The sequence below is a fragment of the Trujillonella humicola genome (assembly GCF_046233715.1).
Lineage (GTDB): Bacteria > Actinomycetota > Actinomycetes > Mycobacteriales > Geodermatophilaceae > Trujillonella > Trujillonella humicola.
The window spans coordinates 2121-17802 of sequence record NZ_JBJNRJ010000080.1 but is presented as its reverse complement, the minus strand read 5'-3'; the positions used below and the strand labels follow the sequence as shown (position 1 = coordinate 17802).

Genomic DNA, 15682 nt, shown 5'->3' with positions numbered 1-15682 from the left:
CTTCCACGCCCTCGACGGCCAACCCCTGGGCCACCTCACCCTCGACCCCCACCAGCGCTACGCCAGGATGGAAGCCGCCTGAACCCAACCGCGACACATCTCATGAGCCCACACCACGACACATGTCCGGGGACACGACATCGGTGTTACGCCTCCGGATCTCCTCCGCGCCTCAGCTGCCGCGGTAGGTCGAGTAGGCGTAGGGCGACAGCAGCAGCGGCACGTGGTGGTGGGCGGCCGGCTCGGCGACGACGAAGGTGAGCGTGACCTCCGGCCAGAACGCGGTCACCCCGCGCTCGGCGAACCAGGCGCCGGTGGCGAAGACCAGCCGGTGCGGGCCGAGGGCGGTCGGGTCCTCGGTGAGCCGGCAGCGGCCGTCGGCGTCGGTGACCCCCTGCGTGCGCAGGTCCTCGCCCACGAACAACCGGACGGCGACCCCGGCGGCCGGCCGCCCGGCCACCGCGTCCAGCACGTGCGTCGAGACGCTCATGCCCCCACCAGCTCCCGCACCCGCAGCTCGGTGATCTGCGCGAGCTGCTCGGTGACCTCGGCCCGCTCGGCGTCCTCGTCGGCCGTCAGCCGGCGCCGCAGCTCGGCCAGCACCTCCTCCGGGGACCGCCCGGCCGCGCGGATGAGGAAGACGTGCCCGAAGCGCTCCTCGTAGGCGCGGTTGCCCTCGACGATCGCCGCCCGCACGCCGTCGTCGGCCTCGCCCATCGACGCCTGCTCGCGGCGGGAGGACTCGGCCTCGGCCGACGAGCCGGACACCCGGTCGCCGATCCGCGGGTGCGCGGCCAGCGCCATCGACACCTCGTCCCACGACAGCCCCCGGGCGACCTCGCCGGCGCGGCGCACCAGCGTCTCCGCGTCGGGATAGGGCCGGGCGGCGGCGATCTCGGCGGCGAAGCGCGCGGCGGCGTTACAGGCCCGCAACGACTCCACGGCACGGTCGGCGGGCTCGGAGTTGAACTCGTCGAGGCTGGCCACGGTGAGAGGATGCCAGCCCCGCGGCACAGAGGAGGCCTGATGACCGACGTGCGTGTGGTCGGACCGGACGTCGACCGGGCGGGGGAGGTGCTCACGCCGGGGGCACTGGCCTTCGTCGGCGGCCTGCACAGCCGCTTCGGCGCCCAGCGCGACGCCCTGCTCGCCGCCCGCGGCGCCCGCCGGGCGGAGATCGCCGCCGCCGGCACCATCGAGTTCCGGCCGGGGACGGCGGAGATCCGCGACGGCGACTGGCGGGTGCCGCCCCCGCCTCCGGGCCTGGTCGACCGCCGGGTGGAGATCACCGGCCCGACCGAGCCGAAGATGGCGGTCAACGCCCTCAACTGCGGCGCCGACGTGTGGCTGGCCGACCTCGAGGACGCCAACACCCCGCACTGGCGCAACGTCGTCGGCGGGCAGGTGGTGCTGCGCGACGCCGTCCGCCGGACGCTGGCCTTCACCAGCCCCGAGGGCCGGGAGTACCGGCTGCGGGAGGACGGCGACCTGCCGACGATCGTGCCCCGCCCGCGCGGCTGGCACCTGCCGGAGCGGCACCTGCTGGTCGACGGCGAGCCGGCGGTAGGCGCGCTGGTCGACGCCGGGCTGTACCTGTTCCACAACGCCCGCGAGCAGCTCGACCGCGGCAGCGGGCCGTACCTCTACCTGCCCAAGATGGAGGGCCACCTCGAGGCGGCGCTGTGGGCGCTGGTGTTCGACTCCGCCGAGCAGGAGCTCGGGCTCCCGGCCGGGTCGATCCGGGCCACGATGCTGATCGAGACCATCCCGGCGGCCTTCGAGATGGAGGAGATGCTGCACGCGCTGGGCAGCCACGCCACCGGCCTCAACGCCGGCCGCTGGGACTACCTGTTCAGCGTCATCAAGACCTTCCGCGACGCCGGGCCGCAGTTCGTGCTGCCCGACCGCGGCGCGGTGACCATGACCGCCCCGATGATGCGCGCCTACACAGACCAGCTGGTGGCCGTGTGCCACCGCCGCGGCGCGATGGCGATCGGCGGGATGGCCGCGGCGATCCCCAGCCGCCGCGACGCCGAGGCCAACGAGCGGGCGCTGGCGAAGGTGCGCGAGGACAAGACCCGCGAGGCCGGGGACGGCTTCGACGGCTCCTGGGTCGCCCACCCGGACCTGGTGCCGGTCTGCCGGGAGGCCTTCGACGCCGTCCTGGGCGACCGGCCCAACCAGCTGGACCGGCAGCGGCCCGAGGTGTCGGTGACGCCGGCGCAGCTGCTCGACGTCGCCGGCGTCCCCGGCGAGCGGACCACGGCCGGGCTGCGCTCGAACGTGGAGGTCGCGATCCGCTACCTGGCGGCGTGGCTGGGGGGCAACGGCGCGGTCGGCATCCACGGGCTGATGGAGGACGCCGCCACCGCCGAGATCAGCCGCTCGCAGGTGTGGCAGTGGGTGCACAACGCCGTCGTCCTGGACAGCGGGGAGACGGTGACGGAGGAGCTGGTCCGCAGGGTCGTCGCCGAGGAGGTGGCCGGCATCGGGGAGCTGCCGCACCTGGCCCGGGCCCGGGAGCTGTTCGAGCAGGTGGCCCTGGCCGAGGAGTTCCCCGACTTCCTGACCCTGCCCGCCTACGAGCTGGTCGACTAGTGCTCGACGAGAGCCTCTACACCGAGCTGGACCGGCGGCTCGCCCCGGTCGACGCGGCCCGCCAGGCCGCCTACCCCGGTGCCCGGCCCGGCCGGCAGCCGGTGCACACCTGCTACGTGCCGGCCGACGCCGTCGTGCCCGGGCTGGCCGCGGCGTGGGGAGCGGCGGCGCTCGCCGCGCTGGACGAGCACGGGCCGCCCGACCTGGGGCTGGACCCGGCGCTGGTGGAGGAGGTGCTGCCGCGGGTCCGGGCCAAGCTGGCGGCCGAGCCGGTGGAGGACCTGCGCGTCGATGCCGAGGACGGGTACCGCGGCCCGCCGGACCGGGAGGACGACGACGTGCGGGCCGCCGCGGCCGCCGTCGCCGCGGACCTCGCCGCCGGAGCCGCGGCGCCGTCGGTCGGCGTCCGCGCCAAGTCGCTGGAGGGACCGACCCGGCGCCGCGGCGTGCGCACCCTCGACCTCTTCCTCGGCGGCCTGCCCCCGGGCACGCGGGTCACCGTCACCCTGCCCAAGGTGACCGACGTCGAGCAGGTGCGGGCGTTCCTGCCCGTGCTCGGCGCCCTGGAGGACGCCCACGGGCTCGGCCTGGACCTCGAGCTGCAGGTCGAGACGCCGCAGGCGGTGCTCGGCGCGGACGGCGCGGTGGCCCTGGCCCGGATGGCGCACGCCGCCGGGCCCCGCCTCACCGGCCTGCACTTCGGCACCTACGACTACAGCGCGGCCCTGGGCATCGCCGCCGCGCACCAGTCCTCCGACCACCCCGCCGCCGACCTGGCCAAGGACCTCATGCAGGTGGCGGTCGCCGGCACCGGCGCGGTCGCCGTCGACGGCTCCACCAACGTGCTGCCCGTCGGGGGCACCGCCGACGTGCACGCGGCCTGGCGGCTGCACGCCGGGCTGGTGACCCGGGCGTTGCAGCGCGGGCTGTACCAGGGCTGGGACCTCCACCCGGCCCAGCTGGTCACCCGCTACACGGCGACCTACGCCTTCTTCCGGGCCGCGCTGCCGGCCGCCGCCGGCCGGCTGGCCGCCTACCTGGACCGGGTGGACGGCGGGGTGCTCGACGAGCCGGCCACCGCCCGGGCGCTGGCCGGGGTGGTGCTGCGGGGCGTGGACTGCGGCGCCCTCGGCGAGGACGAGGTCGCGGCGGCGACCGGGCGGCCGGTCGCCGAGCTCGCCGCCGTCGGGGGCCGGCCCGGCCGCTGATCCGCCGGCAGACCGTGACGGCGGCCACCTCCGTGCGGCAGACTCGGCGGCCGCAGAGGTCGCGCCGGCCGGGGGAGCGCAGGGCCGGGGCGCACGTCGGCGAGGACGAGGAGGACGTCGTGTCCGCGCTGCCCGCACTCCCCGCGCTGCCGGCCGCCACCGCCGTCGAGCTGGAGTTCGACCGCCAGGTGCACGCGCTGGTCGCCACCGGTCTGCCGGCGATGCTCGGGCTGGCCGAGGAGTGCTTCCGCGCCTGCTGCGAGCCGCTGCGCGACGTGCTGCCCGGTGCGACGCCGGCCGCCGGGGACCGCGTGCCCTTCGTGGTCGTCGTCCCCGACGTCCCGGTGCTCGACGTGCTGGCCACCGTGCAGACCGCCGGCGGGGGCGGGTTCAGCACCATGACCGCCGAGGACGTCGCCGGCTTCACGCCGCTGCCCGAGCTCGGTGTCCCGCCGGTGCCCTACCTGCTGGTGGACGTGGACACCGGCGCGGACACCCTCGACGTCCCCCCGCGGGACGTCGAGCCGCGCCTGGCCGCGGCCGGGCGCACCCCGCTGACCGTCGCGGAGGGGCTGGCGCTGCTCGTCTCCGACCCCGGGGTGCTGCGCTCCCGCGGCTGCTTCTCGCTGCTCGGCTCGCGGGCCGGGGACAAGCGGGTGCCGGCGCTGTGGGTCAGCGGCCGGCGGCCGCGGCTGGGCTGGTGCTACCAGGGCGCGCCGCACACCTGGCTGGGCACGGCGTCGTGCGCCGCCCGCGTGACCGGCGGACCGGCCGCGGCCGAGCCCGGCGGCTGACCCCGGGGGCGCGCGGGCGAGGGGGGCGCAGGCGACCTACGATCCCAGCGTGATGCCCCGGTGACGGACGAGCTGACCCGGAGCCTGTTCGCCGGCGGCGGGGACGTCGGCGCCGCCATGGCCGAGCGGGACTGGTCGCAGACCCCGCTGGGCCCGCCGGAGAACTGGCCGCCGGCGCTGCGCAACACCGTGCGGATCCTGCTCACCTCGCGGTTCGCCATGTGGGCCGGGTGGGGGCCGGAGCTGGCCTTCCTCTACAACGACGCCTACCGGCACGACACGCTGCAGGCCAAGCACCCCTGGGCGCTGGGCCGCCCGGCGAGCGAGGTCTGGGCGGAGATCTGGCGCGACATCGGTCCCCGGGTCCGATCGGTCCTCGACAGCGGCGTGGCCACCTGGGACGAGGACCTGCTGCTGTTCCTCGAGCGCCGCGGGTATCCCGAGGAGACCTACCACACCTTCTCCTACAGCCCGCTCGACGACGACGGCCGCACCGGCGGGATGCTCTGCGTCGTCACCGAGACCACCGAGCGGGTCATCGGTGACCGGCGCATGGCCACGCTGCGCGACCTCTCCGCCGCGCTGGCCCCCACCCGCACCCGCCGGCAGGTGCTCGACGCCGTCGGCGCGCAGCTGGCGCGCAACCTCGCCGACCTGCCCTTCAGCGCGGTCTACCTCTACGACGCCGACGACACGGCCCGGCTCGGGGTCGCCGCCGGCATCGACCCCGACGGCGGGATCCTGCCGGCGGTGCTCACGGCGGAGGACTCCCGCCGCGCCGCGCAGGCTCCGCTGCGCGCCGGCCGGCCGGTGCACGTCGACGGCCTGCGCGCCCGCTTCCCCGACCTCCCCACCGGCGCCTGGGAGCAGGCGCCGGACCGCGCGGTCGTCCTGCCGCTCACCGCGTCCGGGCAGGGCCCCGAGGACCTGGCCGGCTTCCTCGTCGTCGGGCTCAACCCCTACCGGCCGCAGGACGAGGCGTACAGCGGCTTCCTCGACCTGGTCGCCCAGCAGGTCTCCGGCGCCCTCCTGAACGCCGACAGCTACGAGGCCGAGCGCGAGCGGGCCGAGGCGCTGGCCGAGCTCGACCGGGCGAAGACCGACTTCTTCAGCAACGTCAGCCACGAGTTCCGCACGCCGCTCACGCTGATCATGGGTCCCGTCGCGGAGCTGCGCGCCGCCGAGGACCTCTCCGCGCCGCGGGTGCGCGAGGAGCTCGAGGTCATCGAGCGCAACGCCCTGCGGCTGGGCAAGCTGGTGAACACGCTGCTCGACTTCTCCCGGCTGCAGGCCGGCCGCATCGAGGCGCGCTTCGAGCCGGTCGACCTCGCCGCGACCACCGCCGAGCTGGCCAGCGTGTTCCGCTCCGCCGTGGCGCGGGCGGGGCTGTCCTACGACGTCGCCTGCGCCGCGCTGCCCGAGCCGGTGCACGTCGACCGGGACATGTGGGAGAAGGTCGTCCTCAACCTGCTGTCCAACGCGCTCAAGTTCACCTTCGAGGGCGGCATCACGGTGCGCCTGGAGCCCGGCTCCGAGGCCGCCGTCCTCACGGTGGCCGACACCGGGACCGGCATCCCGGCCGGCGAGCTGCCCCGGCTGTTCGAGCGCTTCACCCGCGTCGCCGGGGCCAGGTCGCGCTCCGGGGAGGGCAGCGGCATCGGCCTGGCGATGGTCCGCGAGCTCGTCGGGCTGCACGGCGGCACGGTCACCGCGCAGAGCACGGTCGGGGCCGGGACGACGTTCACCGTGACCGTCCCGTACGGCACGGCGCACCTGCCGGCCGACCAGCTCGCCCCGCCCACGCCGGACGCGCCGGCCGTGGGCCGGGCCGCCGCGCCGTTCCTCAGCGAGGCGCTGCGCTGGCTGCCTCCCGCCGCCGATGCCGCCGAGACCCCCGGGGAGCCGGGGGACGCCGGATCGGCGGGTGCCGGGCCGGCCGGCCGGGTGCTGGTCGCCGACGACAACGCCGACATGCGCGACTACCTGCTCCGGCTGCTCACGCCCCGCTACGCGGTGACCGCGGTCGCCGACGGGCAGGAGGCGCTGGAGGCCGCCCGCGCCGCCCCGCCGGACCTGCTGGTCAGCGACGTGATGATGCCGCGGCTGGACGGCATGGCCCTGCTGGCCGAGCTGCGCACCGATCCCCGCACCTCACGGGTGCCGGTGCTGCTGCTGTCGGCCCGCGCCGGCGAGGAGGCCGCGGTCGAGGGCCTGGCCGCCGGCGCCGACGACTACCTCGTCAAGCCCTTCGCCGCGCAGGAGCTGCTCGCCCGAGTGGGCGCGCACGTGCACCTCGGGCGCGCCCGCCGCGAGGCCGAGGAGCGCTTCACCGCCATCGCCGACCTCGCCCCGGCGCTCATCTGGGTCTCCGACCGCGAGGGCCGCCGGGTGCTGGTCAACGCCGGCTGGACGGCGTTCACCGGCCGGGACGCCGGCGCCGAGCTCGGCGACGGCTGGCGCGACGGCGTCCACCCCGACGACCGGGAGCGGCTCGCGCAGGCCGTGGCCGAGGCCACCGACGGCGACCGCGGCTGGGAGGTGGAGTTCCGGCTGCGCCGCGCCGACGGCACCTACGCCTGGCTGCTGGAACGAGCCGTGCCGATCGGCGCCGGGCTCGGCTCGGCCGGTCACGTCGGGGTCTGCACCGACATCAGCGTCCGGCACCGGGAGACCGAGCGGCAGGCCCTGCTCGCCGCGGCCGGCGCGGTGCTGGACACCGAGCGCACGGTCGACGGCCAGCTGTCGGCGCTCTCCCGGCTGCTGGTCGACCGCCGGGTCGCCGACATCTGCACCGCCCGCGTGGTCGGCGACGACGGGCAGCTGCGGTTCGCCGGGATCGCCGGCCTCGACGCCGGCGCGGAGGCGGCCGTCGCCACCCTCGGCCCGCACAGCGGCCTGGGCCCGGACGTCGTCCGGAGCGGGCGCAGCGTGCTGACCGCGCAGCTGCCGTGGCCACCGGAGGGCCGGCCGGAGCTGGCCGGGACGCTCGCGGTCGGGTCCGGCATGGCGGTGCCGCTGTCGGTGGGCGGCCGCGTCCTCGCGGTCCTCGGGCTGGCCCGGGGAGCGCAGGCCCAGCCCTTCGGCGAGGACGACCGGCTGCTGGTCGAGGAGGTCGCCGCCCGCGCCGCGCTGGCGGTGGACAACGTCCTCCTGCTGGCCGGCGAGCAGGCCACCGCCCGGCGGCTGGCGGTGCTCCAGCGGGTGACCGCCGAGGTCTCGGCCGCCACGACCCCCGAGGAGGTCGCCGAGGTCGCCGCCCGGGCGCTGTCCGGGCTGACCGGCGACGGCGGGCGCACCGGCGTCTACGAGCTCGACGCGACGGGGCGCTCGCTGGAGGCGCTGGCCATGAGCGGGCGCGACTCCCGGTGGGCCGCCGACCGGCGCGCCTGGGCATCGGTCCCGCTGAGCGCGCCGGTCGCGCTGAGCGCCGCCGTGAGCACCGGCCGTGCGGTGTGGGTGGAGGACGTGGCCCCCCGGCCGATCGGCCGGGCATGCCGCCTGCCCTCGCCGACAGCCTCGTGTCGAACCCTCTGGCCGCGGCGGCAGCGCTGCCGCTCACCGTGGGCGGGCGGGTGATCGGCGTGCTCGGCATGGCGTTCCGCCGGCCGCACCGCTTCCCCGAGCACGAGCGCACGCTGCTGCTGGCGGTGGCCGAGCAGATCGCGCTCGGCCTGGACCGAGCCCGGCTCTACCGCGCCGAGCTGGACATCGCCACGACGCTGCAGCGCAGCCTGCTGCCCGCCGCGCTGCCGCGGCTGGCGGGGCTGGCGCTGGCGGCCGAGTACCTCCCCGGTGCGATCGGCAGCTCGGCCGGCGGGGACTGGTACGACGTCGTCGAGCTCGACGACGGCCGCGTCGCCATCGCCGTCGGCGACGTGGTGGGTCAGGGACCCGCGGCCGCCGCCGTCATGGGGCAGCTGCGCAGCGCGCTGTCGGCCGCGCTGCTGCAGGGGTGCCGGCCGGCCGCCGCGCTCGAGCTGCTCGACCGGTTCGCCGCGCGGCTGCCCGGGGCGCTGGCCTCCAGCGCCGCCTGCCTGGTGGTCGACCGCGCGGCCGGGCGGGTCCACTGGTCCCGCGCGGGGCACCCGCCGGCCCTGCTGGTCACCGGGGAGGGCGCCGAACTGCTCGACGGCGCCGGATCGGGCCCGGTGCTGGGCGTGCCCGGCCGCGCGCGGTACACCGAGGGGTCGGTCGCGGTGGGCCCCGGGACGACCCTGCTGCTCTACACCGACGGTCTCGTGGAGCGCCGCGGCGAGGTGCTGGACGCCGGCCTCGACCGCATCATCGCGGCGGCCCGGCGGAGCGCGGCGGCCGATCCGGAGCGGCTGGTCCGGCACCTGCTCGCCGACGTGCTGCCCGACAGCGAGCGGCCCGACGACGTCGCCGTGATCGCCATCCGCGTGCTCCCGCCCCCGCTGGACGAGCGGCTGCCCGCCGACCCGACCCGGCTGGCACGGGTGCGCCGCGCCGTCTCCGCCTGGGCGGCCGCCGCCGGCCTGGACCCCGACACGGTCGACGACCTGCAGCTGGCCCTCGGCGAGGCGCTGGCCAACGCCGTCGAGCACGCCTACCCGGGCCCCGGTGGGGAGTGCGAGTACTCCCTCGACCGGGATCCGGACGGCTCGGTCCGCGTGCGGGTCCGGGACGACGGCACGTGGCGGCCGGTCCCCGCGGACAAGGGCTTCCGCGGGCGCGGCATCGACCTGATCGGCGCGCTGGCCACTGACGTCTCGATCGGCCCGGCCGAGGGCGGCGGCACGGAGGTCAGCTTCCGCGTGGCCCCCGCGGCGGCTGACGGGGGCGACCCCGCCGCGCCGTCCCGTCCGGACGCCGCCCCGCCGGCGGACGCCGCGCTGGCGGCGCCGGATGCCGCGCCGGCGGCGCCGGACGGCGAGCCGGTGCTGGCGGTGCGTCCCGGCCCGCGCGGGCCGGTCCTGGAGCTGGCCGGCGAGTGGGACCTGACCGGCGTGGCCCGGCTGCGGCCGGAGCTGCTGGCCGCGGTGGGCCGGTCGCCGGACGAGGCCGTGCTGGACCTGCGGTCGGTCGGGTACCTGGCCAGCGCCGGCGTGGGGCTCCTGCTCGAGGCGGTCGCCGCCGCCCGCGCCGCCGGCGGGCGGGTGCGCGTGCTGGTGACCCCCGGCAGCCCGCCGCACCGCGTCCTGCGGTTGTCCGGGCTGCCCGCGGACCTGCTGGTGGACGCCGACTGACCCTGCTGCGGCCCACCCGTCCTCCCCCGGATGGGTGGGCCGCGCGGGCGAGCCGGTTTCCGGACACATCCGTCCGGGCAGTGCGCGGACCAACCCTGGTGGCACCCCGTGGGGCCGGGTGTCGCACAATGCTCTCCGGTCGGCCGGTCCATCCGGCCCTGCAGGTGTCGAGGAACGGGTGAACGCAACGGCTAAGGGCGGCGCGGCCTCCACCGCGCCGTCGGCGCGCGGGTGGACCGCGGCCGCCGCCGGGCACGGCCATGCCGCCGTCCTCTACGACGACACCGACGTCCTGCTGACGGCGACCACCCCCTTCCTCGAGGACGGGCTGCGCGCCGGCGACCTCGTGGTGCTGGCCTGCCCGCCGGAGGTGGCCGCGACGATCACCGGACCCCTCGGCGAGCGGGCGCGGCACGTCGAGTCCGAGCCGCGGATCTGCCTGCTCGACACGCGGGCGCCCGATGCTTTCGGCGCCACCCGCCAGGTCCTGCAGCGGGCGCCGGCCGCGCGGTCGGGCCGGGTGCGCCTGGTCGGGCAGGTCCAGTTCGGCTGCGAGCCGGCCACCTACCGCGAGGGCCTGCGGTACGAGATCGCGGCCAACGCCGTGCTGGCCGGGGCGCCGATGTCGGTGCTGTGCCTGCTGGACGCGACGGTGCTGCCCGCCCCGCTGCTGTCCCTCGCGGCCGCCGCGCACCCGCAGCTCGTGGCGGGGGACGGGTTGGTCGACAACCGGGACTTCCGCGAGCCGTCGAGCTTCCTGCACTCCCTTCCGGTGCCGCACGAACCGGTCGAGGACACCGAACCCCTCCTCGCCGTCGAGGGCGCCACCGTGCTGAGCGAGCTGCGCAGGCGGCTGCGGACGGCGCTCGCGACCGCCGTCCCGGACCCCGACCAGCAGGACGACCTGGTGCTGGCGGTCAGCGAGGTGGCCGCGAACGCGTTCCGGCACGGCCGGCCACCGGTGTCGGCCCGGCTGTGGGCCGACGACTGCCGGCTGGTCTGCACCGTCACCGACTCCGGCCGGGGCTACGACGACCCGCTGGCGGGGTTCCAGCCCGCCCACGGTGACGACCTCGCCCACGGCGGCATGGGCCTGTGGCTGGCCCGCAAGCTGTGGGACTCCGTCGACCTGGTCAACGACGGCCCGGGGCTGACGGTCCGGCTGGCGACCGCGCTCTGCGCGGCGGCGGCTTGACCCCCGGGTTCCTCACTGCTCAGCTACCCGGGTGATCGTGGTGACGGCGGCGGCAGGCCGCACGGGGACCGCCGTCGTCCGGGCGCTGCGGGCGCGCGGCCTGCCGGTCCGCGCCGTCGTCGGCCGGCCGGAGCCCCGGCCCGACCTGGTGGCGCTCGGCGCCGAGGTCGTGGCCGCCGGGCTGGCGGACCCGTCGCCGTGGCCGGCCGTCCTGGGCGGGGCCGACGCGCTGTACCTGATCTGGCCGAACTTCGACCCGGGGGAGGCCGAGGGTGCCGCCGCGCTGTTCGCCGCGGCGCGGCGGGCCGGCGTCGGCCGGGTCGTCTACCACTCGGTCCTGCGCCCGCAGGCCCGGGCCATGCCGCACCACGCCGCCAAGGACCGCGCCGAGGAGGTGCTCGACCGGGCCGGCGTCGCCTGGCGGGTTCTCCAGCCCTGCGCCTACGCGCAGAACCTCGACGAGGCCGTCCTGCAGGCCGCGCGCACCGCCGTGCTGCGCAGCACCTGGGGCCTGCGGACGGCGCAGTCGCTGATCGACGTCGCCGACGTCGGCGAGGCGGCCGCCGTGCTGCTCACCGGGGACGGGCTGGACGGCGGCACCTTCGAGGTCGCCGGGCCCGAGCCGCTGACCGCCCCGCGGCTGGCCGCGCTGCTCGGCGCGGCGCTGGACCGCCCGGTCGTCGCCGAGGACGCCGTCCCCTCGGGCGGGGTGCCGGCCGCCTATCCGGAGCGCTGCCTGCGGCTGATGCTCGACCACTACCGCGCGCACGGCTTCACCGGCAGCCCGCGGGTGGCCACGGCGCTGCTGGGGCGCCCGCCGCGCAGCTACGCCCAGCACCTCGCCGGCCTGCTGGGGGCGCCGTGAGCAGGCCGGCCGACGCCGTCGACCTCATCCTCGAGCAGTGGGCCCGCGAGCGGCCGGACCTGGACTGCTCGCCGATGGGCGTGATCGGCCGGATCACCCAGTTGCAGCGGGAGGTCCACCTCGCCCAGCGCGCCACGTTCTCCCGGCACGGGCTCGACGCCGCGGCCTTCGACGTCCTGGCGGCGCTGCGCCGCGCGGGGCCGCCCTACCAGCTCACCCCGACCGCGCTCATGCGGACCGCGCTGGTGACCTCCGGAGCGATCACCCAGCGGCTGGACCGGCTGGAGGAGCGGGGCCTGATCACCCGGACCCGCAGCGAGTCCGACGGCCGTGGCGTCGTGGTCACCCTCACCGACGACGGACGGGCGGCCCTGGACGCCGCCCTCCCCGACCACCTGGAGACCGAGCGGCGGCTGCTCGCGGGGCTGTCGGAGGAGGAGCTGGCGGCCCTGGCCGACCTGCTCCGCCGGTTCCTGGTGACGCTGGGTCGGGTGCCCCAGCACCCCTGAGCGCGGTCAGCCGATCCCCGGGACGTCCTCGGGCAGCAGGTCGGGGCGGGTGCGGACGAAGCGCAGCGGGTGCCGGAAGACGCCGGCCTGCAGCGCCGCGTCGGCGTTGACCTCCACCACGACGTCGGGGCGCACGCGGGTGAGCGCCACGCTCAGCCGGCCGCCGCCGAAGCGCCCGGTGCCGATGCGCTCGGGCCAGGGGTGCCCGGGGCCGGCGGGGGCGAGGACGGCGGCCAGCTCCGCCGCAGCGGCCGGGGCCAGCGGGCCGGTGCGGCCGACGACGACGAGCTCGCCGTCCCGGTAGCGGCCGGCGACGAGCTGGCTCGGCCGGTCGATCGGCCCGATGACCCCGCCGGCGAGCACCTCCGTGGTCTCCCACGACTTCACCTTGAGCCACTCCCGCCGGCCCGGCGCGTAGCGGGTGCCGGCGCCCTTGGCGACCAGGCCCTCGACGCCGGCGGCGCGCCACTCCCGGGACCACTGCCGGGCCTCGTCGGGGTCGGTGGTGGCGGGGGAGAGCTGCAGGGGCGGCGCCCAGCGCGCGGCGAGGCCCGCGAGCTCCGCCCGGCGGACCCGCAGCGTGCGGCGGCGCAGGTCGGTGCCGCCCGCGGCGAGCAGGTCGAAGGCGACGTAGGAGGCCGGCGCCGCGGCGACCTGGGCGGCGATCCGCCCGGGAGCGGTGACCATGCGCTTCTGGAGCAGGCCGAAGTCCAGCCGGTCGTCGTGCCAGATGACCACCTCGCCGTCCACCACCGTGCCGGCCGGCAGCTGGGCGAGCGCCGCGGCGGCGATGTCGGGGAAGCGGTCGGTGAGGTCGCGGCCCTGCTTGGACCACAGCCGGGTGCCGCGCGCGCCGCGGATGACGACGAGCCGGTAGCCGTCCCACTTGGGCTCGTAGAGGCAGCCGCCGGGCAGCGCGGAGGCGGCGGGCAGGTCCCGCACCGGCTTGGCGAGTTGCACCGCGACCGGTCCGGCGAGGTCCGGTGGCAGGTCCGGGAGGCCGGGGGCGGTCAGCGGCACGACGGCCAGCGTGCGGGCTGCCGCGGGCTCCCGCAGTGCCCGGGCGGTCCGGATCACCCGTTCGGTGGAGGGTCGCCACGCTCCGCGTCGTGGCAGGTCGGCGGCACGAGCGGCGCGCGGGGGTCAAGTCACGATCGGGTCGCGCCCCGGTCGCGGGCAGCGGCCCCCTGACCCGCCGAAGTGGCCACTTCGGCGGCGGCAAGGGCACGGAGCGCACAGCGCGTGCGCAGGAGTCCCCGGCGCTCAGTCCCGGGTGGCGGCCAGCCGTTCCGCGAGGCCCGCGGCGAAGTCCTCGGCGACGGCGAGCTCGGCGCGCAGCGCGTCCACCCGGACCCGGGCGGCCTCGTGGAACATCCGCAGCCGGTCGACCAGCGCCGCCCGCTGCGGGCCCTCGGCGGCCGCGAGGTCGGCGAGCAGCGTCAGCAGCTCGCGCATCTCGTCGAGCGTGAAGCCCAGCGGCTTCATCCGCTTGATCACCTCGAGCCGGCCGACGTCGTCCTCGCTGTAGAGCCGGAAGCCGCCGTCGCTGCGGGCCGTGGGGACGACGAGCCCGCTCTCCTCGTAGAAGCGGATCGTCCGCAGGCTCAGCCCGGTGCGCTCGGCGACCTGGCCGATCTGCACCAGCCGGCTCATCAGTGCGCCCCGGCGAGCTGACCGGTGTGCCGCTCGAAGCGGGCGGCCGAGTGGCCGGCGAGCCCGACGATCTCGACCCGCTTGCCGCGGGCCGCGTACCGGTGCGCGAGCGAGTCGAGCACCGCGACCGTCGAGGCATCCCAGACGTGCGCGCGCGACAGGTCCACCACGACCCGGTCGGGGTCACCGGCGAGGTCGAACTGCGCGGCCAGGTCGTTGCTGGAGGCGAAGAACAGTGCGCCCTCGACCGCGTACCGCGCGGTGCCGCCGTCGACGACCCGCTCGACGCGGACCACGTGCGCCACGCGCCGGGCGAACAGCACGCAGGCCACCAGGACCCCGACGCCGACGCCGATCGCGAGGTTGTGGGTGAGCAGGGTGACCGCCACGGTCGCCAGCATCACCGCCGTCTCGCTCCGCGGCATCCGGTGGAGGGTGCGCAGGCTGTGCCAGTCGAAGGTGGCGATCGACACGAAGATCATCACCGCGACCAGGGCGGCCATCGGGATGATGCCGACGACGTCGCCGAGGACGACGACGAGGACGAGCAGGAACACCCCGGACAGGAAGGTCGACAACCGGGTGCGGGCGCCCGACGCCTTCACGTTGATCATCGTCTGGCCGATCATCGCGCACCCGCCCATGCCGCCGAAGAGGCCCGAGGCCACGTTGGCCACGCCCTGGCCCCACGACTCCCGCGTCTTGTCCGAGCGGGTGTCGGTGATGTCATCGACCAGCTTGGCGGTCATCAGCGACTCCATGAGCCCGACGAAGGCGACGCCGAGGGCGAACGGGGTGATGATCGTCAGCGTCTCCCAGGTGAACGGCACGTCCGGGAGCAGGAAGAAGGGCAGGCTGTCGGGCAGCTCGCCCTCGCCGCCGACGTCGGGCAGGTCCCAGCCCGCGGCCACCACCAGGGTCGTGAGCACGAGGATCGCGACCAGCGGCGCGGGGACGGCGGTGGTGATCCTCGGCAGCAGGAAGATGATGGCCAGGCCGGCGGCGACCAGCGGGTAGACCAGCCAGGGGACGCCGGTCAGCTGCGGCAGCTGCGCGGCGAAGATCAGGATCGCCAGCGCGTTGACGAACCCGACCATGACGCTGCGCGGGATGAACCGCATGAGCCGCGCGAACCCGGACAGTCCGAGGAGCACCTGGAACACGCCGCCCAGGACGACGGCGGCGAACAGGTACTGGACGCCGTAGCCGGCCGCCAGCGGGGCGACGACGAGGGCGATCGCACCGGTGGCAGCGGTGATCATCGCCGGCCGGCCACCGGTGAAGGCGATGACCACGGCCATGACGAACGAGGAGAACAGGCCCACCTGCGGGTCCACCCCGGCGAGGATCGAGAAGCTGATCGCCTCCGGGATCAGGGCGAGCGCGACGACCAGGCCCGCGAGGACCTCGGTGCGGGCGACACCCGGGTTCAGCCACGAGGGGCGGGGCAGGCGGGAAGCGCGCGGAGCGGTGGGCACGTGGCCCCACTCTGCCGGACCACTCGACCCTCACGTGAGAGGAGAGTGCTGCGACGTCCGTCACCGCCGGGATCCCCGAGCCCCGGGGCCGGCGGCGGGGGGGCGGGGGGGGGGGGGGGGGGGGGGGGGGGGGGGGGGCGGGGGCCCGGCGGGCCGGGCGGGGCGGCGGGGGGCC

General features: G+C 77.0%; 13 protein-coding genes. 8 read left to right on the top strand and 5 right to left on the bottom strand.

The window, feature by feature from the left end; genetic code table 11:
• Positions 1-172: 172 nt before the first annotated feature.
• A complete protein-coding gene (gene uraH / locus ACK586_RS23930; RefSeq protein ID WP_409333032.1) occupies positions 173-490 on the bottom strand; it encodes a hydroxyisourate hydrolase in 318 nt (105 codons plus the stop codon).
• Positions 487-987, bottom strand: a complete 501-nt coding sequence (gene uraD / locus ACK586_RS23925; protein WP_409333031.1) for a 2-oxo-4-hydroxy-4-carboxy-5-ureidoimidazoline decarboxylase — start codon at positions 985-987, stop codon at positions 487-489. The genes uraH and uraD overlap by 4 nt, the downstream gene beginning before the upstream one ends.
• Positions 988-1026: 39 nt before the next feature.
• Here uraD and aceB point away from each other — a divergent pair, with 39 nt between their 5' ends.
• From aceB to ACK586_RS23885, 8 genes are all read left to right on the top strand, one after another.
• Positions 1027-2598, top strand: coding sequence for a malate synthase A (aceB, locus tag ACK586_RS23920; protein WP_409333030.1), 1572 nt, complete (start codon positions 1027-1029; stop codon positions 2596-2598).
• Positions 2598-3806, top strand: coding sequence for a DUF6986 family protein (locus ACK586_RS23915; RefSeq protein WP_409333029.1), 1209 nt, complete (start codon positions 2598-2600; stop codon positions 3804-3806). Before aceB ends, ACK586_RS23915 begins: the two co-directional genes overlap by 1 nt.
• A 119-nt stretch (positions 3807-3925) precedes the next feature.
• A complete protein-coding gene (locus ACK586_RS23910; RefSeq protein ID WP_409333028.1) occupies positions 3926-4600 on the top strand; it encodes a DUF5701 family protein in 675 nt (224 codons plus the stop codon).
• A gap of 60 nt (positions 4601-4660) precedes the next feature.
• Positions 4661-8176 carry an ATP-binding protein gene (locus tag ACK586_RS23905; RefSeq protein WP_409333027.1) on the top strand — a complete coding sequence of 1172 codons (3516 nt, stop codon included), beginning with the start codon at positions 4661-4663 and terminating at the stop codon, positions 8174-8176.
• A complete protein-coding gene (locus tag ACK586_RS23900) occupies positions 8119-9807 on the top strand; it encodes a SpoIIE family protein phosphatase (RefSeq protein WP_409333026.1) in 1689 nt (562 codons plus the stop codon). The genes ACK586_RS23905 and ACK586_RS23900 overlap by 58 nt, the downstream gene beginning before the upstream one ends.
• A 178-nt stretch (positions 9808-9985) precedes the next feature.
• The gene (locus ACK586_RS23895; protein ID WP_409333025.1) at positions 9986-11002 is read left to right on the top strand and encodes an anti-sigma factor RsbA family regulatory protein; all 1017 of its coding nucleotides are present in this window, start codon (positions 9986-9988) and stop codon (positions 11000-11002) included.
• 31 nt (positions 11003-11033) lie between these two features.
• Entirely contained in the window at positions 11034-11867 is an 834-nt protein-coding gene (locus tag ACK586_RS23890; RefSeq protein ID WP_409333024.1) for an SDR family oxidoreductase, read from the top strand.
• Positions 11864-12376: a MarR family winged helix-turn-helix transcriptional regulator gene (locus tag ACK586_RS23885; RefSeq protein ID WP_409333023.1), complete on the top strand. Its 513-nt coding sequence runs from the start codon at positions 11864-11866 to the stop codon at positions 12374-12376. The genes ACK586_RS23890 and ACK586_RS23885 overlap by 4 nt, the downstream gene beginning before the upstream one ends.
• A 6-nt stretch (positions 12377-12382) precedes the next feature.
• Here ACK586_RS23885 and ACK586_RS23880 read toward each other — a convergent pair whose 3' ends face one another.
• The 3 genes from ACK586_RS23880 to ACK586_RS23870 all read right to left on the bottom strand — a co-directional run bounded on the left by ACK586_RS23880 (position 12383) and on the right by ACK586_RS23870 (position 15507).
• The gene (locus ACK586_RS23880; protein WP_409333022.1) at positions 12383-13453 is read right to left on the bottom strand and encodes an ATP-dependent DNA ligase; all 1071 of its coding nucleotides are present in this window, start codon (positions 13451-13453) and stop codon (positions 12383-12385) included.
• 186 nt (positions 13454-13639) lie between these two features.
• Positions 13640-14029: a MerR family transcriptional regulator gene (locus ACK586_RS23875; RefSeq protein WP_409333021.1), complete on the bottom strand. Its 390-nt coding sequence runs from the start codon at positions 14027-14029 to the stop codon at positions 13640-13642.
• Positions 14029-15507 carry a SulP family inorganic anion transporter gene (locus tag ACK586_RS23870; RefSeq protein ID WP_409333020.1) on the bottom strand — a complete coding sequence of 493 codons (1479 nt, stop codon included), beginning with the start codon at positions 15505-15507 and terminating at the stop codon, positions 14029-14031. Before ACK586_RS23870 ends, ACK586_RS23875 begins: the two co-directional genes overlap by 1 nt.
• Positions 15508-15682: the final 175 nt, after the last annotated feature.